At 59.3% G+C, this 21,056-nt stretch carries 20 protein-coding genes, 1 tRNA gene and 1 riboswitch; of the genes, 8 read left to right on the top strand and 13 right to left on the bottom strand.

The features are described 5' to 3' along the window. Window positions 1-19: 19 nt before the first annotated feature. Entirely contained in the window at window positions 20-1,117 is a 1,098-nt protein-coding gene (locus PL597_RS06805) for a 2'-deoxycytidine 5'-triphosphate deaminase (protein WP_077985424.1), read from the bottom strand. Window positions 1,118-1,190: 73 nt separating this feature from the next. After that, window positions 1,191-1,269: riboswitch (SAM riboswitch) on the top strand. Between the two features lie 43 nt (window positions 1,270-1,312). Between PL597_RS06805 and PL597_RS06800 the strand changes: the two genes are divergently transcribed. Next, window positions 1,313-2,497: an O-succinylhomoserine sulfhydrylase gene (locus PL597_RS06800; RefSeq protein WP_077985373.1), complete on the top strand. Its 1,185-nt coding sequence runs from the start codon at window positions 1,313-1,315 to the stop codon at window positions 2,495-2,497. 232 nt (window positions 2,498-2,729) lie between these two features. Next, entirely contained in the window at window positions 2,730-3,122 is a 393-nt protein-coding gene (gene apaG / locus PL597_RS06795) for a Co2+/Mg2+ efflux protein ApaG (RefSeq protein WP_003503545.1), read from the top strand. A 54-nt stretch (window positions 3,123-3,176) separates the two neighbouring features. Here the strand turns inward: apaG and PL597_RS06790 are convergent, their stop codons facing one another. The 3 genes from PL597_RS06790 to PL597_RS06780 form a co-directional block, all read right to left on the bottom strand. Further along, window positions 3,177-4,166, bottom strand: a complete 990-nt coding sequence (locus tag PL597_RS06790; RefSeq protein ID WP_271364803.1) for an Hsp33 family molecular chaperone — start codon at window positions 4,164-4,166, stop codon at window positions 3,177-3,179. Window positions 4,167-4,408: 242 nt separating this feature from the next. Continuing rightward, window positions 4,409-5,326 carry an ornithine carbamoyltransferase gene (argF, locus tag PL597_RS06785; protein ID WP_003519982.1) on the bottom strand — a complete coding sequence of 306 codons (918 nt, stop codon included), beginning with the start codon at window positions 5,324-5,326 and terminating at the stop codon, window positions 4,409-4,411. A 57-nt stretch (window positions 5,327-5,383) separates the two neighbouring features. After that, window positions 5,384-6,583, bottom strand: coding sequence for an aspartate aminotransferase family protein (locus PL597_RS06780; RefSeq protein WP_142912668.1), 1,200 nt, complete (start codon window positions 6,581-6,583; stop codon window positions 5,384-5,386). Between the two features lie 431 nt (window positions 6,584-7,014). Between PL597_RS06780 and PL597_RS06775 the strand changes: the two genes are divergently transcribed. Then, the gene (locus PL597_RS06775) at window positions 7,015-7,548 is read left to right on the top strand and encodes a GcrA family cell cycle regulator (protein ID WP_077985369.1); all 534 of its coding nucleotides are present in this window, start codon (window positions 7,015-7,017) and stop codon (window positions 7,546-7,548) included. 379 nt (window positions 7,549-7,927) lie between these two features. Here PL597_RS06775 and phoB read toward each other — a convergent pair whose 3' ends face one another. From phoB to phoR, 7 genes are all read right to left on the bottom strand, one after another. Beyond that, window positions 7,928-8,611: a phosphate regulon transcriptional regulator PhoB gene (phoB, locus tag PL597_RS06770; protein ID WP_003493692.1), complete on the bottom strand. Its 684-nt coding sequence runs from the start codon at window positions 8,609-8,611 to the stop codon at window positions 7,928-7,930. Window positions 8,612-8,641: 30 nt separating this feature from the next. Further along, entirely contained in the window at window positions 8,642-9,367 is a 726-nt protein-coding gene (phoU, locus tag PL597_RS06765; RefSeq protein WP_077985368.1) for a phosphate signaling complex protein PhoU, read from the bottom strand. A 96-nt stretch (window positions 9,368-9,463) separates the two neighbouring features. Further along, entirely contained in the window at window positions 9,464-10,279 is an 816-nt protein-coding gene (gene pstB, locus PL597_RS06760) for a phosphate ABC transporter ATP-binding protein PstB (RefSeq protein WP_077985367.1), read from the bottom strand. A 14-nt stretch (window positions 10,280-10,293) separates the two neighbouring features. Next, window positions 10,294-11,616, bottom strand: coding sequence for a phosphate ABC transporter permease PstA (pstA, locus tag PL597_RS06755; RefSeq protein WP_077985366.1), 1,323 nt, complete (start codon window positions 11,614-11,616; stop codon window positions 10,294-10,296). Next, window positions 11,613-13,097 (bottom strand): phosphate ABC transporter permease subunit PstC, encoded by a 1,485-nt coding sequence (gene pstC / locus PL597_RS06750; protein ID WP_142912665.1) that lies wholly within the window; start codon window positions 13,095-13,097, stop codon window positions 11,613-11,615. Before pstC ends, pstA begins: the two co-directional genes overlap by 4 nt. 263 nt (window positions 13,098-13,360) lie before the next feature. After that, window positions 13,361-14,395, bottom strand: coding sequence for a substrate-binding domain-containing protein (locus PL597_RS06745; RefSeq protein WP_142912664.1), 1,035 nt, complete (start codon window positions 14,393-14,395; stop codon window positions 13,361-13,363). Between the two features lie 195 nt (window positions 14,396-14,590). Next, entirely contained in the window at window positions 14,591-15,862 is a 1,272-nt protein-coding gene (phoR, locus tag PL597_RS06740) for a phosphate regulon sensor histidine kinase PhoR (RefSeq protein WP_271364802.1), read from the bottom strand. Window positions 15,863-16,095: 233 nt separating this feature from the next. Here phoR and ppk2 point away from each other — a divergent pair, with 233 nt between their 5' ends. Then, a complete protein-coding gene (gene ppk2, locus PL597_RS06735; protein WP_173988031.1) occupies window positions 16,096-16,977 on the top strand; it encodes a polyphosphate kinase 2 in 882 nt (293 codons plus the stop codon). 48 nt (window positions 16,978-17,025) lie between these two features. On the opposite strand, the gene PL597_RS06730 is transcribed toward ppk2, so the two are convergent. Then, window positions 17,026-18,171, bottom strand: a complete 1,146-nt coding sequence (locus PL597_RS06730) for a hypothetical protein (RefSeq protein ID WP_162520450.1) — start codon at window positions 18,169-18,171, stop codon at window positions 17,026-17,028. A gap of 254 nt (window positions 18,172-18,425) precedes the next feature. Here PL597_RS06730 and PL597_RS06725 point away from each other — a divergent pair, with 254 nt between their 5' ends. From PL597_RS06725 to PL597_RS06710, 4 genes are all read left to right on the top strand, one after another. Then, on the top strand, window positions 18,426-19,388 hold the full coding sequence (locus PL597_RS06725; RefSeq protein WP_137409728.1) for an NAD(P)H-dependent flavin oxidoreductase: 963 nt from the start codon (window positions 18,426-18,428) through the stop codon (window positions 19,386-19,388). Window positions 19,389-19,524: 136 nt separating this feature from the next. Beyond that, a tRNA-Thr gene (locus PL597_RS06720) sits at window positions 19,525-19,600 on the top strand. 156 nt (window positions 19,601-19,756) lie between these two features. Continuing rightward, window positions 19,757-19,915 (top strand): YqaE/Pmp3 family membrane protein, encoded by a 159-nt coding sequence (locus PL597_RS06715; protein ID WP_020811433.1) that lies wholly within the window; start codon window positions 19,757-19,759, stop codon window positions 19,913-19,915. Window positions 19,916-20,232: 317 nt separating this feature from the next. After that, on the top strand, window positions 20,233-20,475 hold the full coding sequence (locus PL597_RS06710; protein WP_137409720.1) for a DUF982 domain-containing protein: 243 nt from the start codon (window positions 20,233-20,235) through the stop codon (window positions 20,473-20,475). 95 nt (window positions 20,476-20,570) lie between these two features. Here PL597_RS06710 and PL597_RS06705 read toward each other — a convergent pair whose 3' ends face one another. Then, on the bottom strand, window positions 20,571-20,963 hold the full coding sequence (locus PL597_RS06705) for a PRC-barrel domain-containing protein (protein ID WP_170985438.1): 393 nt from the start codon (window positions 20,961-20,963) through the stop codon (window positions 20,571-20,573). Between the last annotated feature and the right edge of the window lie 93 nt (window positions 20,964-21,056).

Below are 21,056 nucleotides of genomic sequence, written 5' to 3'. Positions count from 1 at the left end.
CAAGCACCCGCCGGGTTCGTTATTCAGCGCGGAAATGCTTGGAGAGCTTCAGTCCTTGGGCCTGATAGTTGGAGCCGAGGCCGGTTCCGTAGAGGCCTTCCGGTTTTTCCAGCATATGCTCGTAAACAAGCCGACCGACGATCTGCCCGTGTTCGAGGATGAAGGGCACTTCGTGGCTGCGCACTTCGAGCACGGCGCGGCTGCCGGTGCCGCCCGCCTGCGCATGGCCGAAGCCCGGATCGAAGAAGCCGGCGTAGTGCACACGGAATTCGCCTACCAGCGGGTCGAAGGGCGTCATTTCAGCCGCATAGAGCGGCGGAACGTGGACAGCTTCGCGCGAGACGAGGATATAGAATTCATCCGGGTCGAGGATCAGTTCGGCGCGGCCGCGCGCGTAGAGCGGCTCCCAGAAATCGAGAACGTCATGCTGGGCCTTCTTGTCGACATCCACCACCGCCGTGTGATGTTTGCCGCGATAACCGATCAGTCCGTTTTCGCCGAAACCCTTGAGGTCGATCGAAAGCGCGATGCCGCCGCCGGTCACGTTGGGCGTGTCGCTGGCGACCAGCATTTCCGTCTCGTGCAGCTTCAGCAGTTCACTTTCGTTGAGCAGCGAATGGCCGATGCGGAAGCGGATCTGTGACAGGCGCGAGCCGCGTCGCACGACGATCGGGAAGGTGCGCGGGCTGATTTCCAGATAGAGCGGGCCGGCATAACCCGCCGGTATCTTGTCGAATTCCTGCGCGCCGTCAGTCATGACGCGGGTGAAGATATCGAGGCGGCCGGTCGAGCTTTTCGGATTGGCCGACGCCGACATGTCCGCCGGCAGCGCGAGGCTTTCCATCAAGGGGACGATATAAACGCAGCCGGTTTCCAGCACCGCGCCCTGGGTGAGATCGATCTCGTGCAGGCTCAGACGATTGAGCTTGTCGATCACCTGGGTTCCCGGACCGGGCATGAAGCTGGCGCGCACGCGATAGGCCTTCGAGCCGAGCCTGAGATCGAGGCTGGCGGGCTGGACCTGATCAGCATCGAGATCGGCCTCGCTCTTCAGCTTGCCGCCCGCAAACAGCGCCCGGATTGCGCCATCCGCCAAAATGCCCGTGGTTCTGGTCATTGTTGTCATTCCTTTTTACGGCGACAAAACCAAAAGGAAAGCATTGACGCAAGCCGATAACGGCAGTATGGCAAACTTATCCCGTGGTGATTTGGCCGGTCGGCTTGCAGCCACGTTAAACAAGTGGCTAAAAAGACCGGGTGCTAGGAACCGGTCTGCTTTTGCGGCCGGTTTTTTTGTTTTGAAGGGGATCACATGAGCAATAAATGGCGCCCGGCAACCCAGCTGGTTCACGGCGGTACGCTACGCTCACCGTATGGTGAAACGTCGGAAGCAATCTATCTGACCCAGGGTTTCGTCTACGAAAACTCCGAGGCCGCCGAAGCGCGCTTCAAGGGCGAAACAGACGGTTTCATCTACGCCCGCTATGCGAGCCCCACCAATGACATGTTCGAAAAGCGCATGTGCCTGCTGGAAGGCGCTGAAGACGCCCGCGCGCTTGCCTCGGGCATGGCCGCCGTCACCGCCGCCATCATGTGCCAGCTACGCGCCGGCGATCACATCGTTGCCGCACGCGCCCTCTTCGGCTCCTGCCGCTGGGTGGTCGAGACGCTTGCGCCGAAATACGGCATCGAATGCACGCTGATCGACGGACGCGATCTCGGCAACTGGGAAAAGGCGATCCAGCCGAACACCAAGCTGTTCTTCCTCGAAAGCCCAACCAACCCGACGCTCGAAGTGGTTGATATTGCCGGTGTGGCGAAACTCGCCAACCAGATCGGCGCGAAAGTGGTGGTCGATAACGTCTTTGCGACGCCGCTTTTCCAGAAGCCGCTCGAACTCGGCGCGCATATCGTCGTGTATTCGGCAACCAAGCATATTGACGGTCAGGGTCGCTGCCTTGGCGGCGTGATCCTTTCCGACAAGAAATGGATCGAAGAAGAACTGCAGGATTATTTCCGCCATACCGGCCCGGCCATGTCGCCTTTCAATGCCTGGACGCTTCTGAAAGGTATCGAGACGCTGCCGCTGCGCGTCAAACAGCAGACGGCCAATGCCGGCAAAATCGCCGACTTTCTCGCGGAGAACGACAAGGTCGCCAAGGTCATCTATCCCGGCCGCGCCGATCACCCGCAGGCGGACATTATCGCCCGGCAGATGTCGGGCGGTTCGACGCTTGTGGCTTTCGAACTGAAGGGCGGCAAGGAAGCGGCCTTCAAGCTGCAGAACGCGCTTGAGATCGTGAAGATTTCAAACAATCTCGGCGACGCCAAGAGCCTCATCACCCACCCCGGCACGACGACGCACAAGAACCTCACTGACGAGGCGCGCGCCGAGCTCGGCATTTCCGGCGGCACCCTGCGCCTTTCCTGCGGCATCGAGGATACCGACGATCTGCTGGAGGATCTGGCAAAGGGTCTTGCGGCCGTTTCGGCCTGAGAATTCAATCGGCAAATCGCCATGGCCTGACCGCGTGTCGGGCCATGGTTCGCCTGTCCAGCCCGAAAGACCGCATCAGGCAACCAATATTTACCTTTACCGTTATCCCTAACGGTGGAAAAAAGCGCATCAGGAGACGCCTCCTGCCCGTCAAGTCATTCATTTTCTTGACGATCGCCAGAGCCTATAGTGTAGGATACGGCGGCAGGCATAATATCGAGGTGTGGCGCGTATGTATCGTGCTCTGACAAGGGATATCGAGGTAACGGTCGATCCGTATTATCTCGAGGAACAATCCGACCCGGATGACGATCGTTACGTCTGGGGCTACAAAGTCGTGATCGCGAACAATTCCGATATTCCGGTCACCCTCGTCAATCGCTACTGGCACATCACCGATCAGAACGGTCAGGTGGATGAGGTCTATGGACCGGGCGTCGTGGGTGAGAAGCCGCATCTGAAACCGGGCGACAGCTACGAATATTCCTCCGGCTGCCCGCTGGATACACCTTCCGGCCTCATGTTCGGCCATTATGAAATGGAAACGGAAAATGGCGAGGTGTTCAACGTCACCATACCCGCCTTTTCGCTGGATTCACCGGGTCTGATGCGGGTTCTGAACTGACCACGCGCCCGGCAAATGAAAAAGCCGCACTCTTTATAGGGCGCGGCTTTCTATTCAGGCATTTTCAAATTCGCTGACATCGTAGCGATAGGTGGTGGAGCAGAACTCGCAGGTCACGGCGATAGCGCCGTCTTCCTCGCTTGCCTTGATCTCCTCGGCGGTGAAGCCTGACAGCACACCCTTGATCTTGTCCCGCGAGCAGCTGCAACGGTCGAAAACCGCCTGCGGATCATAGATGCGCACGCCGCTCTCATGGAAAAGCCTGAAAAGCAGGCGTTCCACCGGCACCTGCGGATCGGTCAGTTCGTCGGTATCCACCGTGTTCAACAGCGTGACGGCTTCCGTCCAGGCATCGTCCTCCTGCACCTCGTGACCGCTTTCATCGCCGTCACCGCCATGCAGGTCACGCATACGCAGCCGTTCGGGCGCCTGCGGCAGGAACTGCGCGATAACGCCGCCCGCACGCCAGCCATGACGCGGCTTGCCTTCGCCATCACGGTCGAAGAACTCGGCAACGCCCAGCCGCACGCGGGTGGGAAGCTGTTCCGACTGGCGGAAATAGACGCCGGCAATGTCTTCCAGCGAGGAGCCATCGAGCGGCACAATACCCTGATAGGGCTGCATGCCCGCACCCTGATCGATCGTGAAGGCCAGAATGCCGTTGCCGAGCAATTGCTCCGGCGAGGTTGCACCTTCCGCAACCGCCGCCGCCAGCCGTTCCTCATCGAAACGGGCATAAGCGCGCATGCTTTCCGGCGCGGTGAAATCCGCGACCAGAAGATCGACCGGACCATCGCCCTTGGTCTGAAGCGTGAGCTTGCCGGAAAATTTGAGCGAGGTGCCGATCAGCGCCGTCAGAACGGTCGCTTCCGCCAGCAGGCGGGCGACCGTCGGGGGATAGTCATGCCGCTCGAGAATGGCGTTCAACAGCGGACCCACCTGCACGGCGCGACCGCGCACATCCAGACCTTCGACCTGAAAGGGCACTACCTTATCGTCGCCAGCAAAATCGAGATCTTCCAGTTCAACCGTTACATCTGCCATGTCATACTCCTTGGCGCAGCCGTGGCGCCGCTACCGTCCAAAAGTCCGGCTTTCGAAATGTGCTTTTTTCGCTTGTCGCACAGAGACCCGGGAAGAGAAACCGCTTCCGGGGAAAAACGTGCAAATCGTGATGATGGCCCGCCAGCAAAACCGACGAGCCTCTTCGAAGTCCCACAGATGGTAATCTATACGGTCAAGTTCAAGCACCCGGCGTGACGCGTGTCAGGCCGGGCGACTGCTCATCAAATGACGCCCATGCACCATGCGATGATGGACTTCTGCGCGTGGAGGCGGTTTTCCGCCTCGTCGAAGACGACGGATTGCGGACCGTCGATCACGGCATCCGTTACTTCCTCTCCGCGATGGGCCGGCAGGCAATGCATGAACAGCGCATCTTTTTCCGCCTTGGCCATCAAAGCTTCATTGACTTGATAGGGCTGGAAAATGTTGTGGCCGCGCGCCTTGTGTTCCTGGTTCATGGACACCCAGGTATCGGTGACGACACAGTCCGCACCCGCAACGGCCTTGTCGGCGTCGTGGCACAGCATGATCTCGCCGCCATTATTGCGCGCCCAGTTCAGGAACTTGTCATGCGGTTCGGAGCCCATCGGTACGGCCATCGTCATGCGGTAACCGAAACGGGCCGAGCCTTCCACAAAGGAATGCAGGACGTTGTTGCCGTCACCCGTCCAGGCAATGGTCTTGCCTTTGACCGGGCCGCGATGTTCTTCGAAGGTCATGATATCCGCCATGATCTGACAGGGGTGCGTGTCATCCGTCAGGGCGTTGATGACCGGCACCGTCGCATGTTCGGCAAGCTCCAGCAGGCGCGAATGATCCGTCGTGCGGATCATGATGGCGTCGACGTAGCGCGACAGCACCTTGGCCGTGTCACCGATCGTTTCGGCGCGACCGAGCTGCATTTCCGTACCAGAGAGGAAAAGCGTCTCGCCGCCGAGCTGGCGCATACCGACATCGAAGGAGACGCGCGTGCGGGTGGACGGCTTTTCGAAGATCATTGCCAGCATCTTGCCAGCTAGCGGCTTTTCCGCCGTTCCGGCCTTGGTGGCGGCCTTGCGTGCGCGGGCATCGTCAAGAATTGCCCGCAGATCCTGCGAGCTGACGGCCGACAGGTCGAGAAAATGTTTAGGTGAAGCCATTTCAAACTGTCCCATGCTCGCGAGCCTCGGGGAAGAGGCCCGCTATTTATTGTTTCCTCAGGCGATCTTTGCCTGTTTCACTGTCAGTGAAGCGGCGGCCGCTTCCACGCGCGCCAAGCCCTCGCGGGCCTCTTCCGCCGTGGTGACGAGCGGCGGCAAAAGACGGATGACGTTGTCGCCCGCCGGCACACCCAGCAGATGCTCGGCGCGCATGGCCTGCAACAGCTCACCCGAGGGAACCTTCGCCTTGATGCCGAGAAGCAGGCCTTCGCCGCGAATCTCCTCGATGACATCGGGATAACGATCTTTCAGCGAAGCAAGGCCCTGACGGAAAACCAGCGCGACATCACGAACCTTTTCCAGGAAGCCCTCGGAGAGGACGACATCAAGTACGGCGTTACCAACAGCCATGGCCAGCGGGTTGCCGCCATAGGTGGTGCCATGCACGCCTGCCGTCATGCCGGAAGCGGCATCCGCCGTCGCAAGGCAGGCGCCGAGCGGGAAGCCGCCGCCGATACCCTTGGCAACCGCCATAATATCCGGCGCAACACCTGTCTGCTCATAGGCAAAGAGCTTGCCCGTGCGGCCGACACCAGTCTGGACCTCGTCGAAAATCAGCAGCATGCCATGCTCATCGCAGAGCGACCGCAGCAGCTGCAGGAATTCCTTGGCTGGTGCGCGAATACCCCCCTCACCCTGAATGGGTTCGATCAGCAGCGCGGCCGTCTCGTCCGTGATAGCGGCTTTCAGCGCATCAACGTCACCGAAGGGCACCTGGTCGAAACCCTCGACCTTGGGACCGAAACCTTCGAGATATTTCTGCTGGCCGCCGGCGGCGATCGTCGCGAGCGTGCGGCCGTGGAAGGCGCCTTCGAAGGTGACGATGCGGAACTTTTCCGGATGCCCCTTGGAATAATGATAACGGCGCGCCGTCTTGATCGCGCATTCCAGCGCTTCCGCGCCGGAATTGGTGAAGAAGACCTTGTCTGCGAATGTCGCTTCCGTCAGGCGCTTTGCAAGCTTTTCCTGGCCCGGCACTTCATAAAGGTTAGAGACGTGCCAGACCTTCTCGGCCTGGGTCTTGATCGCCTCCACGAGGTGCGGGTGGGCGTGACCCAGTGAATTGACCGCAACGCCGGCCGCAAAATCCAGATATCGTTCGCCGCTTTCCGTGAACAGCCAGACGCCCTCGCCTCGCTCGAAGCGCAGGGGGGCTCTTGCAAACGTATCGAACAATGGCGCGGCGGCTTCGGCCATGGCTGTATCACTCCTTGCGCGGTTGCGCTGTCAGACAGTTGTCAATAGGCTTTCGGGGTTATCCCTCGCCTGAAAATCAAAAATGCCGCCTCGCGGCGGCAGGGGCACTATTGTCACTTCGCCTGCCGATGTCAACAAAAGTCCGCGTTTCTCGGGCTTCTCAAGCCCTAGTAGGTGGCGGCGGATGAGGCCCAAGGTGTTGCCTTTCAGACTCAACTCGCCAGCAAGTTGGGGAAAACCGGAAAATCGATTCGAGATGATTCCCACGACTCTTGCCACGGAGTCTGCGTGGCACTAGGTTAATCGCTAATTACTAGACTGCATTGCGGCGGAACTAGTCACCGAAAATCAGGCAGAAACCACGCTCGCGGCACGCCCGCGAGGCGGAGATGGATTCTGCCGACATTATACGCGACGAGCGGAGAAGCGGCATGAACTGGACAGACGAACGGGTCGAAAAACTCAAGAAATTGTGGTCCGAGGGACTTAGCGCCAGCCAGATAGCAGCGCAGCTGGGCGGTGTCAGCCGTAATGCCGTCATCGGCAAGGTCCACCGCCTCAACCTGCCGGGTCGCGTCAAGGCCGGCGGCCCGGTCACTTCGGCGCGTTCCGCGCCCAAGCGCGCCGCCGCTCCTGCCCCGCGCGCGACGAATTTCGCGGGCCGTGTCGGCACAGCGCCTGCTCGGGTTCTGACCCGTTCCAACGCAGCAACGGCTCTTCAGGAAGAGATCGGCATCGAGACCGCGGAAGTCCTCGATTACGTTCCTTCCAGAAACGTCGTCACCCCGATTTCCCGTCGCCTGACGTTGACGGAACTGACGGAGCGCACCTGCAAATGGCCGGTCGGCGATCCCTTGAAAGACGATTTCCATTTCTGCGGTTGTGAAGCGCTGGAATCTTCACCCTATTGCAAGTTCCATGCGAAACTCGCCTACCAGCCGGTCAGCGAGCGTCGTAAGGCTTGAGTGTTGCGGCACGCATTCGACACTCAAAAACTACGGGCCTTCGGGCCCGTTTTTTTATGGCAAAACTCAAGGCGGTCCCGGAATGGGCGCACGCTGTTTGAGAGGCGCTCCCAATTCCTCTTCTTCCGCCTTCTGCGGATGTAAAATCGCGACGCGCCCTTGCGGCAAATACTTTGAGTTCGTCGGCGACGTGCCGCGCCATCCCTCCTGTCTGGTTTCACCGCGCAATCCGACTCTCAGCAGACCGTCTGTCGCCTTCAAAAACAACAAGGACACGCGTTAGGGAAGGTTCGAATTCAGAAGGCCCGCCACCATCCCGGCTGCGGGCCTTCTGAATTTTCGGAATTTTTCCCGAGTGAAACCATCGGTTTCGGTTTCCTCAGGCTTCCATTGAATATCCGGCGCCGCGCACGGTGCGGATGACATCTTGCATATGCGAAAAATTGAGCGCCTTGCGCAGACGTCCGACATGCACGTCGACGGTGCGTTCGTCCACATAGATATCGTGACCCCAGACGCCATCCAGCAATTGTGAGCGGGAAAACACCCGGCCGGGAGAGGTCATCAGGAATTCCAGCAGGCGGAACTCCGTTGGGCCGAGGCGCACTTCGCGGCTCTTGCGGTGAACGCGATGGGTCTCGCGATCCAGTTCGATATCGCCGCATTTCAGCACCGAAGACAGAACCTCGGGGCGAGCCCGGCGCAGCATGGCCTTGACCCGGGCCATGAGTTCCGGTGTCGAGAACGGCTTGACGACATAATCGTCGGCGCCGGTGGCGAGGCCGCGAACCCTTTCGCTTTCCTCACCGCGCGCCGTCAGCATGATGATTGGCAGGCGTTCGGTTTCCGGCCGCATTCTGAGCCGACGGCACAGTTCGATACCGGAAACGCCGGGAAGCATCCAATCCAGGATAAGAAGGTCTGGAATACGTTCCTGCAGCCGAATTTCGGCCTCGTCTCCACGGGGTATCGTGTCGACGTCATATCCCTCAGCCTCGAGATTGTAACGAAGCAGCACGCTCAGCGCTTCCTCATCTTCCACAACTGCAATCTTGGGCACCATATACTAACTCCGCAAGCCGCTGCCTGTCTGTTACTCGGTCACCGAACCGAGCGTGTTGGAACTGTCATCCTTAGGACGCTCGCCTTCCGGCTGGCTGCCGGTGGTCATGTAATAGATCGTCTCGGCGATATTGGTGGCGTGGTCGCCGATACGCTCGATGTTCTTGGCGCAGAACAGAAGATGCGTGCAGGTAGTGATGTTGCGCGGATCTTCCATCATGTAGGTCAAAAGCTCACGGAAGAGCGACGTGTACATGGCGTCGATTTCCTCGTCGCGCTCGCGGATGGCATTGGCCTTCTCCGCCGAACGTGTCGAATAGACGTCGAGGACTTCCTTGAGCTGTACCAGCGCCAGTTCCGAGAGGTGTTCGATGCCACGGGCGAGCTTGCGCGGCACGCCGGTGCCGGCAACCGCGATGACACGCTTGGCAGTATTCTTACCGAGGTCGCCAACGCGTTCGAGGTCCGCTGCAATACGTAGCGTGCCGATGATCTCGCGAAGGTCTGCAGCCATCGGCTGGCGCCTGGCGATGGTGACAATGGCCTTGTCGCCGATCTCACGCTCGGAATGATCGAGGATCGCGTCGTCGGAAATGACCTTCTGGGCGAGTGCGGCGTCGGAGTTGACGAGCGCACGCACGGCATCGGCGCACATCTGTTCCGCCAGACCGCCCATTTCGGCGATACGGCGCGTCAGGAATTTCAGTTCGTCGTCATATGCCGACAGAATATGCGAATGGGTCGTTGTCTGTGTCATGGTCTAGTCCTCCGGCTTGGCCTGCATGCGCGTGCTCGGAAGCGGGCACGGCAGAGGCACCAGTCTTGTTCGGTTTCGATAAAGCGCCGGCCGGGATCAGCCGAAGCGGCCCATGATGTAATCCTGCGTGCGCTGGTCGTCCGGATTGGTGAACATCTTGTCGGTTTCGTTTTCCTCGACAAGGTGACCAAGGTGGAACATGGCCGTGCGCTGGGAAACACGCGCCGCCTGCTGCATGGAGTGCGTGACGATGACGATGGTGTAATTGGTGCGCAGCTCGTGGATCAGTTCCTCGACCTTTGCGGTCGCGATAGGGTCGAGCGCCGAGCAGGGTTCGTCCATCAGGATCACTTCCGGGCTGACGGCAACCGCGCGGGCGATGCACAGGCGCTGTTGCTGACCGCCGGAAAGACCCGTGCCGGATTCCTGCAGGCGATCCTTCACTTCGTTCCAGAGGCCGGCCTTCTGCAGGCTCTGCTCGACGATCTGGTCCATATCCGCCTTGTTGCGGGCGAGACCATGGATGCGCGGACCGTAGGAAATGTTTTCGTAGATCGACTTCGGGAAAGGGTTCGGCTTCTGGAACACCATGCCGACGCGGGCGCGCAATTCCACGACATCGATTGCCTGATCGTAGATATCGTCGGTGTCGAGCGTGATTTTTCCGGTCACCCGGCAACCGTCGATCGTATCGTTCATGCGGTTCAGGGTGCGCAGGAAGGTGGATTTACCGCAGCCAGACGGGCCGATCAGCGCCGTCACCGTATTTTCGCGAACATTCAGGTTCACGTCGTAGAGCGCACGCTTTTCGCCGTAATAAACCGAAACGTCCTTGCCGATCATCTTGTATGAGACTTCATTCATTTTCTTGTCCAGCGCCTTTTCAACTGCTGCTTCCGACAACATGTTCATTGCTCAATCTCCCTCTACCAGCGCCGTTCGAAGCGGCGACGCAACAGGATTGCGCCAACATTCATGACAATGAGGAACAAAAGCAGGATGATGATAGCGCCGGATGTCCTTTCGACAAAGGCACGCTCGGCTTCGTTCGCCCACATGTAAATCTGCACCGGCAGGGCCGTGGACGGATCCATCGGCGTTGTCGGGTAATTCGCGACGAATGCCACCATGCCGATCAGGAGCAGCGGCGCCGTTTCCCCCAGCGCGTGGGCGAGACCGATGATGGTGCCGGTGAGGATGCCGGGCATGGCGAGCGGCAGCACATGGTGGAAGATCGTCTGCATCTTGGACGCGCCGAGGCCGAGGGCGGCGGCGCGGATAGACGGCGGCACGGCCTTCAGGGCAGCGCGCGTCGCGATGATGATCGTCGGCAGGGTCATCAGCGTCAGGACGAGGCCGCCGACCAGCGAGGCCGAGCGCGGAAAGCCCATGAAGTTGATGAAGACCGAGAGGCCGAGCAGACCGTAAACAATCGAAGGAACGGCCGCGAGATTGTTGATATTCACCTCGATAAGATCCGTCAGACGGTTCTTCGGGGCGAATTCCTCGAGATAGATGGAGGCCGCGACGCCGATCGGCAATGACAGCACCAGCACGATCAGCATCATGTAGAAGGAGCCGATCAGCGCCACACCCACACCCGCTGCTTCCGGACGGCTCGACGCGCCGTTGAAGAAGATGCCGGTATTGAAATGTTTGCCGAGCTGGCCGCTTTCGGCGAGCTGGTTCATCCAGCCGAGCTGCTGGTTAGAGATGCGGCGATTGGCTTCATCCGCCGTCAGATCGACCTGGCCCTTGAAGGCGCTGTCGACATCCCCCGAAGCGAGAAGCGTGACGGTGCGCGTGGTGCCGATAACGGCGGGATCGGCAACGACGATGTCGCGAAGCTGCGTGCGCACGCTGTCGGAAATCAGCAGGCTGACGGCGCGTAGGCCGGCGCGGTCCGTCGGCGCAACACCAAGAACCTTGGCGACCGCATCGCGGGCGACGACGGGATAATTGGCCGTCATCAGCTTTGTCGGGTTTGTGGCGCGTTCATTCTTCGGATCGATGATCTGTTCGGAAAACTCGACCGGAACGGTGATCATCGTCTGCTGGAAAGCGGTGTAACCCTTGGAGAAAACCGACCAGAGCAGCAGGAAGAGGAAGATGAGGCCGAAGGAGATCGCCGCGATGCCGTAGGCGCGGAAGCGGCGTTCGGCGGCATAACGGCGCTTGATGCCGATATCACGGCGCGTGGCCCTGTTGACGGCGCTCGCGCCGGCTGCGGGAGAAACGATGTCGGTCATTCATATTGCTCCCGGTATTTGCGCACGATGTAAAGCGCGTAGATATTCAGGCAAAGCGTGATGGCGAAAAGCGTGATGCCGAGCGCGAAGGCGACCAGCGTCTGCGGCGAGGTGAATTCGAGGTCGCCGGTGAGCTGGCTGACAATCTTGACGGTGACGGTGGTCATCGGCTCGAAGGGGTTGAGCTGAAGACGGGCCGCCACGCCGGCGGCCAGAACCACGATCATGGTTTCGCCGATGGCGCGCGAAGCCGTCATCAGCACGGCGCCGACGATGCCGGGAAGAGCGGCCGGAATAATGACCCTCTTGATCGTTTCGGAACGCGTGGCGCCAAGACCGAGCGAACCGTCACGCAGCGAGCGCGGCACGGCGGTGATGATATCGTCCGACAGCGACGACACATACGGGATCAGCATGATACCCATGACGAAGCCGGCGGTGATGACGCTCTGCGCCTGGATGAAATTGGCGTAGTCGCCCGTCGCCAGACCATTGATCTGCGTGGAGATGTCTCTGAGGAAAGGACCGACCGTCGTCAGCGCGAAAAAACCGTAGACGATGGTGGGAATGCCGGCGAGCACTTCAAGCAGCGGCTTTGCCATGGAGCGGAAACGCGGCGAGGCATATTCCGCCATGTAGATCGCCGAGAAGAGACCGACCGGAACCGCAACCAGCATGGCGACGAAACCGATATAAAGCGTGCCGGCGAGCAGCGGGATTAGGCCGAACTGGCCGGCGGAGTCTGTGGCACCCGCCGCAGCAAAACGCGGATCCCAGACCGTTCCAAAAAAGAACTGGTGCGCCGGCACCATGGTAAAGAACTGGATCGCCTCGGTCAGCATCGAAAAGACGATGCCGATGGTCGTGAGAATGGCGATGGACGAAGCGACGAGCAGGGCCGCGAGAATGACTTTCTCGACCTTGTTGCGCGCCCGGAAACGCGGCGCGATCGCACGCAGCGCATAGGCGGCGCCACCGAATGCGGCCAGGAGGACGATGGCGATCATCGCGATGCGGCTGGTGGCGGTCATGCTGTTGAGCGTGTGGGCGGCATCGATCATGAAACGCTCGGGATCACCGGCGATTGCAACACCCTTGGAAGCCAGAAGCGGCCGGACCGCAGCCGTATCCGCCTCGACCTGCGCGGTTTCCTCCGGCGTCAGCCGCTGCAGGCCACGGGCGATGGAGGTCACCATGCCGTAGGTCAGGCTCTGCTGCGCTTCGGACTGCGCGCGCACATCCTCGGGAAAATCGCCGCGCACCGCCGAAGTGACGAGCAACGGGCTGACAATGAGCCAGGCGCAGAGAATGAACGCCGCGGGCAGCACCGCCCAGACGACCGCGTAAGAGCCGTGATAACCGGCACGGGAATGCATGTTGGACGGGCGACCGCCAGACAGGGCGACGGCGCGCCGGCTGCCGAGCAGATAGCTGCCGATGCCGATGAGCGCCAGTAGCAGCAAAAGGATCGATGTGTTCATTAGAGTTCCCTCGGCGTGCCTCAAGGGCACGGTGCGATATCGGGCAAATCAAAAAGTCATCAAAACGAGACCGCTGGACCATGCCGTGATGCCTGCCGCCTGACTGTATCATCGTCTGGCAAGCGTCAAGGTTGATACATCCTATCCATCTGAAATCCATCGACAATCATGTGGATGGCGATGAATGGGAACTATCAACCGCGGACGACGGCCCCAGCGAGGCTGAATGAGGGGCACAGCAAAGCCGCGCCCCTCCTTCTTCATTACATCGTGGAGCCGGCCGAGAACTTCGAGCGGATTTCTTCACGCTCTGCGTCGGGGGCGGCAACCAGGCCGTAGTTGGCGAGCGGGGAATCCGGGCCGATCATCTCGTCGGACGTGAAGAACTCGACATATTCCTTAAGACCCGGGATAACGCCCAGGTGAGCCTTCTTCACGTAGAAGAACAGCGGGCGCGAAACCGGGTACTTGCCGCTGGCAACGGTTTCGGTGGACGGAACGACGCCCGAAACGGTCGCAACCTTCAGACGGTCAGCATTGTTTTCATAGAAAGCGAGGCCGAAAACGCCGAGGCCGGTCTTGTTGGCGTCGATACGAGCGAGCGTTTCGGTGTAGTCGCCGTCGATATCGACAGCTGCGCCGTCCTTGCGAACTGCAACGCACTTTGCAGCGGCTTGCTTGGCGTCGGTGATGAGCGTCTTGATGACGTCGGTGGCGCCGGCTTCCTTGCAGCCGTCAGCCATGATCTTCTCTTCGAAGACTTCGCGCGTGCCGTGCTTGGAGCCCGGGATGTAAGCGGCGATAGCGACGTCAGGCAGTTCCTTGTTGATTTCCGACCACTTCTTGTAGGGGTTGGCAACGAGCTTGCCGTCCTTGACGACTTCAGCGGCGAGCGCAAGGTAAAGATCCTTCGGCTCCAGCTTGATGTCCTTGTTGGAAGCGTCCATCGCAAAAACGATACCGTCGTAACCGATCTTCACTTCCTGAACGTCGGTAACACCAGCAGCCTTACAGGCGGCCAGTTCGTCGGCCTTGATCTTGCGCGAAGCGTTTGCGATGTCGATGGTGCCTTCGCCGACGCCGGAGCAGAACGCCTTCAGACCGCCGCCCGTGCCGCCGGACTCAACAACCGGAGCCTTGAAGTTCGGGAAGGTTTCGGCAAAGGTCTCGGCAACAATCTTGGCGTAGGGCAGAACCGTGGAGGAACCGGCAACCTGGATCTGGTCGCGAGCAGCGGCGGCGCCAGCGAAGGCGACAGAAGCCACCAGAGCTGCTGCGGAAAATTTAACGATGTTCATTTGTCTCTCCCGTCGTGGGCTTTGTTGTGGACGCAGCCGATAGCGACACTCGCTCTTAGCTTGCGCTCGGCGACCTTTTCTTAACCACCGTAGCCACTTCCTTTTATGTCACTTTGACGAAAGATTTGTGACAATTTAAACTATTGATTTTATTTATAAATATTTACCACATCAAAAACAGATGCATATTTTATGTCAAAATCTGACCGTGAAGTCCGTGCCGCTGCCCAATTCCGATTTAATGATGAGGCGGGCGCGATGGCGGGTGAGGATGTGCTTGACGATGGCAAGGCCGAGACCCGTGCCCTTTTTCGACCGGCTGTCGGCGACGCTGACACGATAAAAACGCTCTGTCAGGCGGGGCACGTGTTCGGCGGGAATGCCCGGCCCCTTGTCGATGACGCTCACCTCCACAGGTTTGCCGGGTTCGGCCCGCAACCAGACATCCACGACCTTGCCTTCCTGGCCGTATTTGCAAGCATTTTCAACGAGATTCTGGAACACCTGCACCAGTTCGTCGCGATCTCCCTGCACTTCCGCCGGCCGGTCCGGCAGGTGCAGCGTGATGGTCACCTCAAGCTCGTCGGCAAGCGGCAGCAACGTATCGCGCACATGGCCGATGACGGGAACGAGATCGACCCTCTGGTCCGGCGCGATATTTGCACGCAGTTCCAGCCGCGAAAGGGACATGAGATCGTCCACCAGCCGGCTCATGCGGGTTGCCTGATCCAGCATGATGGCGAGGAAGCGCTCCTGCGCCTTGGGATCGTTGCGCGCCGGCCCCTGCATGGTTTCGATGAAACCGCGCAGAGAGGCAAGCGGCGTGCGCAATTCATGGCTCGCATTGGCGACGAAATCGCTGCGCATACGGTCGATGCGGCGAAGCTCCGAGACGTCGCGGAAGGACAGGATGTAAAATGGCGGGCCTGCTCCCTCACCCACATCCGCACGGGCGATGCGGACGATGAAGACCCGTTCGGAAGGGAAGCGCTCCGAATGTTCGACCTGATTGGGCTGGCCGGTGGTGATGGTTTCGCGAATGACATCCAAAAGGCCGGGAGAGCGCAACCGGGCGGAAATATGCGCGCCGGCAGGCAACTGGCCGAAGGCGCGCTCGGCCGCGCCGTTCTGGAACAGCACGCTGGCGTTCCTGTCGAGCATGAAAACGGGCGTGTCCAGAACCGCGAGCCCCGCCCTTACGCCGGAAATGACGTTTTCGCCGGGCACTTCTTGTTCATCCGTCTCGGCAGCCGGACTTCCGTCCTTTGCGGAATCTGGCACCGGGCCCTCCCGGCCGGTGAGGATGGCAATGACGGCGCAAAGCCACAGGGCGGCGGGCATATAGGGCGTGTTAAGCTCGGCAACGGCCACGATGGCGAGCATACTGACGATGAGAAGGGGCAACCAGTTCCGGCCGAGCTTCTTTCCAAAACGCCTTAATCCACCATCGCCTTCCATGACTGCCATTTAAGCCTGCTCTTTCCACTTTCATCTGACAGCGCATCGAAATCTCATAGGCCAGCTTCATGACAGAGATTCATCACCGCGCATTTTCCACAACGTATATGCGCAAAATCGACGCCGCAATTGCCCTCGCCACCGCGGGCCGGTCAAGCGGTTCTGTTTCACTTGAATTCTGGCAACGGATGTGAACTCATTGGCGTTGAGTTGCCTTTACACAACAACGGCCGGAGGAAACCATGGGCGAAGAAACGAAGAAGCGGACGGTCGATATCACCGTAGACGGCAAACTGCGCAGCTTCGACATCGACGATCCCGTTCTTCCTGACTGGGTTGAGGAAAAGAAACTTTCCGCCGGCAACTTTCCCTACGACAAGAAGATGAAGAGGGAGGACTACGACACCACTCTCGAGGCGCTGCAGGTGGAGCTTGTCAAGGTGCAGTTCTGGCTGCAGACCACCGGCAAAAGGGTGATGGCGGTTTTCGAGGGCCGTGATGCGGCGGGAAAGGGCGGCGCGATCTTCGCGGCGAGGGCCTATCTCAATCCCCGCTATGCGCGCGTGGTGGCGCTGACCAAGCCGACGGAAACCGAACGCGGCCAATGGTATTTCCAGCGCTATATCTCGCATTTTCCGACCGCCGGCGAATTCGTTCTCTTTGACCGCTCCTGGTATAACCGCGCCGGGGTCGAGCCGGTCATGGGGTTCTGCACGCCGGAGGAACACAAACGCTTCCTCAAGGAAACGCCGCGCCTGGAAAAGATGCTGGTCCACGACGATGTTCATCTGTTCAAATTCTGGCTCGATATCGGCCGCGAAACGCAGATCGAGCGTTTTCATGACCGCCGCCACAGCCCGCTGAAATGCTGGAAGCTTTCGGATATGGATATAGCGGCGCTGACGAAATGGGACGACTACACGCAAAAACGCGACGAAATGCTGGCAAATACCCACACCGACGACGCCCCCTGGACGGTGGTGCGCGCCAACGACAAGCGCCGCGCACGGGTGAACCTCATCCGCCACATCCTTCTGGCGCTCGATTATGAGGGGAAGGACAAAAAGGCGATCGGCGAAATCGACGACAAGATTGTGGGATCGGGGCCGGATTTTATCAAATAGGACCCAAAACGCTGACAGGCGCCTCCTTTCGAGACGCCTGTTTTTCTCTTACTGGCCCGGCAGAATGCGCACGGAATAAAGATTAACCGGGCGGCCGCTGCCATCGATATCGCTGTTGATGAAGATCTTGCCTGGCGCATTGGGGGCGAGAGATCGTTCGAATGTCGTATTTAGCAGCATGTCCGCGCGCTCGGCCGTGGCGGTGAAGCGGTGGCGGGAGCAATCACCCAATGTCGCGAAATCACAGGCGACGGAAACCTGGGTCTGCCGGTCGCTGGAGGATTGCAGCGTGATCGAAATGGTCGAGGACTTGCCCGCCATATCCCGCATCACCTCCACCGGAACCTCGACGCTGACGGCGCCATCCTGCGAGACACTCCTCGAGGTCAGCTTTATCGCCTTGCCGGCGGGTGTGGCGATGTTTTCCACATTGGCGCGCGGGCCGGCCGAAACACCGGAACCGCCACGCTCCGCGTTGAAGATTTCCACCCAGTCATCGGAAAAACCACGGCCGGCGGAAAGGCGCGGCGCGGGCTCCGTCCCGTTGAAATCCTCCGCCTGCACCTGCGCCGGCGGATTGGGCACGCTGGTATCGCGCTGCTCCGGCGAGAGCAGGAGGCCAGAGGAATAAACCCACCAGGCGCCGAAACCGATGAAGGCCAGAAGCGTCACGTAGATGAAAAGCCGGGCGAAAAGCCCCCGGCGCTTGCGGCGGCCCACCGCGCCTTCCGGGCGGAAGGCAAGCGAAGAATCGCTGGCGCGGGAGCCTCTCTTCGGCGGCTTTCCATTGCGCTGTCCCGCATTCAACGGCGCCGGAGCGACGGCAGCACCCGGTCGAACATCTCGCGTTTCACCACGCAGTTCCGGCTCAACACCCAAATCGCCGTGGTGAGGCGTCTGCGAAACGGGATCGACCGCGTGATCATCCTGTGCCGGACTTTCCGCTACTGGCGGACGCAATTGCTGTTCCACCATATCCAGAAGCCGGTTGCGCTCTTCATTCTCGATCTGGTGGATCAGCCCTTCAAGCCGCTGGCGCTGCTGGGCGACAAGCTGCGGATCGTCTATGCCCTGCTTGCGCAGGCCCGCTTCCAGCGCCTGACGGGAAGATTGATAAATCCGCGCACGAACTTCGGCGTTCGATCTGTCCGATTTTTCCAGAGCATTTCTGATTGCCGTTTCCAGTCCGCTCACGACCGATCCTTGTTCTATTGCGCTTTGCAAAAATATGCGGCGCTGCGCCATGGGTTCACGATTCGGTAACGGCTATACCGCCCCTCCGCAAGCTTCGTTTATGATAAAGACCGGATTGATTTCAGGAAAATCGATCCATTGTGGCGCTACGAACGCAGATTCGAGAGGCGAATGCCGTGCTGTTTTCGCTTTCAATCTGCTGCTGAACGCGATATTGACTTACGTGCGCGTAAACGTAATTCATGGGAGGAGACATGCTACCGTCCGTGCTGAAAGACAATCTGCGTCTTCCGGTCATAGCATCACCGCTATTCATCATTTCACATCCGCAACTGACGCTGGCGCAATGCAAGGCCGGCGTCATCGGCGCTTTCCCGGCACTCAATGCGCGGCCTGAAAGCCAGCTTGACGAATGGTTGGCAATGATTACCGAGGAGCTTGAGGCTCATAACCGGGCCAATCCCGAGCGCCCGGCAGCACCCTTCGCGGTCAACCAGATCGTGCACATGTCCAACCGGCGACTGGAACATGACCTCAGCCTTTGCGTGAAATACAAGGTGCCGGTGGTGATTTCCTCACTTGGCGCGGTGCCGGAGGTCAATGCGGCCGTGCATTCCTATGGCGGTATCGTGCTCCATGACGTCATCAACGACCGCCATGCCCGCTCCGCCATTCGCAAGGGTGCGGATGGGCTTATCGCGGTGGCGACGGGTGCCGGCGGACATGCGGGCACGCTTTCACCCTTCGCCCTCGTTCAGGAAATCCGCGAATGGTTCGACGGCCCGCTGCTGCTGGCCGGCGCCATCGCCAATGGCGGCTCCATTCTCGCGGCGCAGGCCATGGGCGCGGATATGGCCTATATCGGCTCCCCTTTCATCGCCACCGAGGAAGCGCGCGCATCCGAAGGCTACAAGCAGGCGATTGTGGAAGCGCAGGCCAAGGATATCGTCTATTCGAACTATTTCACGGGTGTGCATGGCAACTACCTGAAAAGCTCGATCGTCGCCTCGGGCATGGACCCCGACAATCTGCCCGAAGCCGATCCTTCAAAAATGGACTTCGAAACAGTCTCCGGCGGCGCCAAGGCCTGGAAAGATATCTGGGGCGCGGGGCAAGGAATCGGCGCCGTCAAGGCGGTGGAACCGGTGGCGGTGCTCGTCGATCGCTTGGCAAATGAATATGAAACGGCCAAAAAGCGCATCTGCGGGAAAGGCTGAAGTCTCGGGCGGACAATGGACAGGCAAAGCTTTTTGCGGAAATTTCAAAACCAGCACATTCAAGGCTTGAAATCCGTGAACATTGCCTGTATCAGCCCGCCATGAAGCTGATCCGCAACAAGCGGGTCAAAATCGGGCCGCTTTAGCTCAGTTGGTAGAGCACGTCATTCGTAATGACGGGGTCACGTGTTCGAGTCACGTAAGCGGCACCATTTCTTCCTTCCAAGGAGTGATCATTACTCGATCAACGCGTCCATGCGATTGATCTTCGCATTGCAACGACCTTGCCGATCAGAGCGAGATTTGAAACCAAATTGCGGTTATACACGTTGACTGGCCAGTGATCACAAACTGGAAAGCCAATCCTCGTGGACGTCATTCGTATTCTCATCGCCATCATCCTCCCGCCCGTCGGCGTATTTCTTCAGGTCGGGCTCGGCCTGCATTTCTGGCTGAATATTCTTCTGACGCTTTGCGGTTATGTTCCCGGCATCATCCACGCGATCTGGGTGATCCTGCGGAGATGACACCCGCGCTCATCGGCGATCGGACGTCCGCAACATTTTAGTACGTGATTAAATTCTTATTGGATGTTGGAACTTCGTCTTCTCCTTCACGTTATGGTGATGACACCAGCCAAGGAGAAAATCATGAACCAGATCATCTACATCGTCGGCCTCGTCGTCATCGTTCTGGCGATCCTTTCGTTTTTCGGCTTCCGCTGATCCCCGTTGTCAATTCGCTTGCTTGCGCATATCCTAAGTGACAGTGACACACGGCTGCGTTCATGGGTTGCTTTGCTGTCGGGTGTATTTCGGGATCGCGTTGCTCTGGGAGGTGCACGATGAAGAACGAGAGATGGACAGAACCTGTCGAGGTCAACCTTGAGGCGAAGGGCAAGAGTGTCATCGCCGGCCCCTTCGAAGCGCTGACATTGTTGACGGAAGGCTGGCCCAGGATTGGCGGATTGAGCTTCGTGAAAGCCAGAAGCGCCTGCCGTGCCGCCCTTGACGGGCGAAAATCGCCCGAAGAAGCGCGCAAATGCTTCACCGATGCGGTTTCCGAGATGCAGAAAAACCCGCATTGATGCACCCAAAAGAAAACGGCTCCTGAAAAGGAGCCGTTCTTTTGTTTGCGACGCTTTCGATGATTAAACAGTCGGAAGCGCATTCTCCTTGGACCTTACATCCAATATGGTGCGACGCCATAATAGTCATAGACCTTACGGTCCCTGGCGTTTAGCAGGTCGTTATCATCGAGATTGGCGAAGTGAGGCGCATTTTCGATCTTTTCCTTGGTGAGGTCGATACGATAGCCGTCGAGTTCTTCGTCGTAATGCAGCTTTTCCCAAGGCAGCGGATAATAATCGTCGCCGATGCCGAGGAAGCCGCCGAAGCTCAACACCGCATAGGCGACGCGCCCGCCGCGCTTTTCGAGAATGATGCGCTGTATCGAGCCGATATGCTTGCTGTCGGCTCCATAGACACGGGTGCCTTCCACCTTGTCGCTGGCGATCAGGCTCGGCGTATCCTTGACATAGGGGTCCTGTCCGACGCGGGGTTCCTGATGCAACATGATAGTTTCCTCCATCGATTTCTTCGTTGGTGTCACGCCTGGTAAACCCCGGCACCCGGCAAATCGTTCCGAAGAGTTTCCGGCTTCGTGACC

The sequence above is a fragment of the Agrobacterium sp. ST15.13.013 genome (genome assembly GCF_027956525.1).
Lineage (GTDB): Bacteria > Pseudomonadota > Alphaproteobacteria > Rhizobiales > Rhizobiaceae > Agrobacterium > Agrobacterium salinitolerans.
Note: the sequence above shows the minus strand (reverse complement) of the source record. Positions and strands in the feature narration are given on the sequence as shown.

Bases quoted from the DNA above. Each gene is read 5' to 3' on its own strand.
- PL597_RS06805 (WP_077985424.1), bottom strand. From the start codon at position 1,117: ATGACCAGAACCACGGGCATTTTGGCGGATGGCGCAATCCGGGCGCTG.
- PL597_RS06800 (WP_077985373.1), top strand. From the start codon at position 1,313: ATGAGCAATAAATGGCGCCCGGCAACCCAGCTGGTTCACGGCGGTACG.
- apaG (WP_003503545.1), top strand. From the start codon at position 2,730: ATGTATCGTGCTCTGACAAGGGATATCGAGGTAACGGTCGATCCGTAT.
- PL597_RS06790 (WP_271364803.1), bottom strand. From the start codon at position 4,166: ATGGCAGATGTAACGGTTGAACTGGAAGATCTCGATTTTGCTGGCGAC.
- argF (WP_003519982.1), bottom strand. From the start codon at position 5,326: ATGGCTTCACCTAAACATTTTCTCGACCTGTCGGCCGTCAGCTCGCAG.
- PL597_RS06780 (WP_142912668.1), bottom strand. From the start codon at position 6,583: ATGGCCGAAGCCGCCGCGCCATTGTTCGATACGTTTGCAAGAGCCCCC.
- PL597_RS06775 (WP_077985369.1), top strand. From the start codon at position 7,015: ATGAACTGGACAGACGAACGGGTCGAAAAACTCAAGAAATTGTGGTCC.
- phoB (WP_003493692.1), bottom strand. From the start codon at position 8,611: ATGGTGCCCAAGATTGCAGTTGTGGAAGATGAGGAAGCGCTGAGCGTG.
- phoU (WP_077985368.1), bottom strand. From the start codon at position 9,367: ATGACACAGACAACGACCCATTCGCATATTCTGTCGGCATATGACGAC.
- pstB (WP_077985367.1), bottom strand. From the start codon at position 10,279: ATGAACATGTTGTCGGAAGCAGCAGTTGAAAAGGCGCTGGACAAGAAA.
- pstA (WP_077985366.1), bottom strand. From the start codon at position 11,616: ATGACCGACATCGTTTCTCCCGCAGCCGGCGCGAGCGCCGTCAACAGG.
- pstC (WP_142912665.1), bottom strand. From the start codon at position 13,097: ATGAACACATCGATCCTTTTGCTGCTACTGGCGCTCATCGGCATCGGC.
- PL597_RS06745 (WP_142912664.1), bottom strand. From the start codon at position 14,395: ATGAACATCGTTAAATTTTCCGCAGCAGCTCTGGTGGCTTCTGTCGCC.
- phoR (WP_271364802.1), bottom strand. From the start codon at position 15,862: ATGGCAGTCATGGAAGGCGATGGTGGATTAAGGCGTTTTGGAAAGAAG.
- ppk2 (WP_173988031.1), top strand. From the start codon at position 16,096: ATGGGCGAAGAAACGAAGAAGCGGACGGTCGATATCACCGTAGACGGC.
- PL597_RS06725 (WP_137409728.1), top strand. From the start codon at position 18,426: ATGCTACCGTCCGTGCTGAAAGACAATCTGCGTCTTCCGGTCATAGCA.
- PL597_RS06710 (WP_137409720.1), top strand. From the start codon at position 20,233: ATGAAGAACGAGAGATGGACAGAACCTGTCGAGGTCAACCTTGAGGCG.
- PL597_RS06705 (WP_170985438.1), bottom strand. From the start codon at position 20,963: ATGTTGCATCAGGAACCCCGCGTCGGACAGGACCCCTATGTCAAGGAT.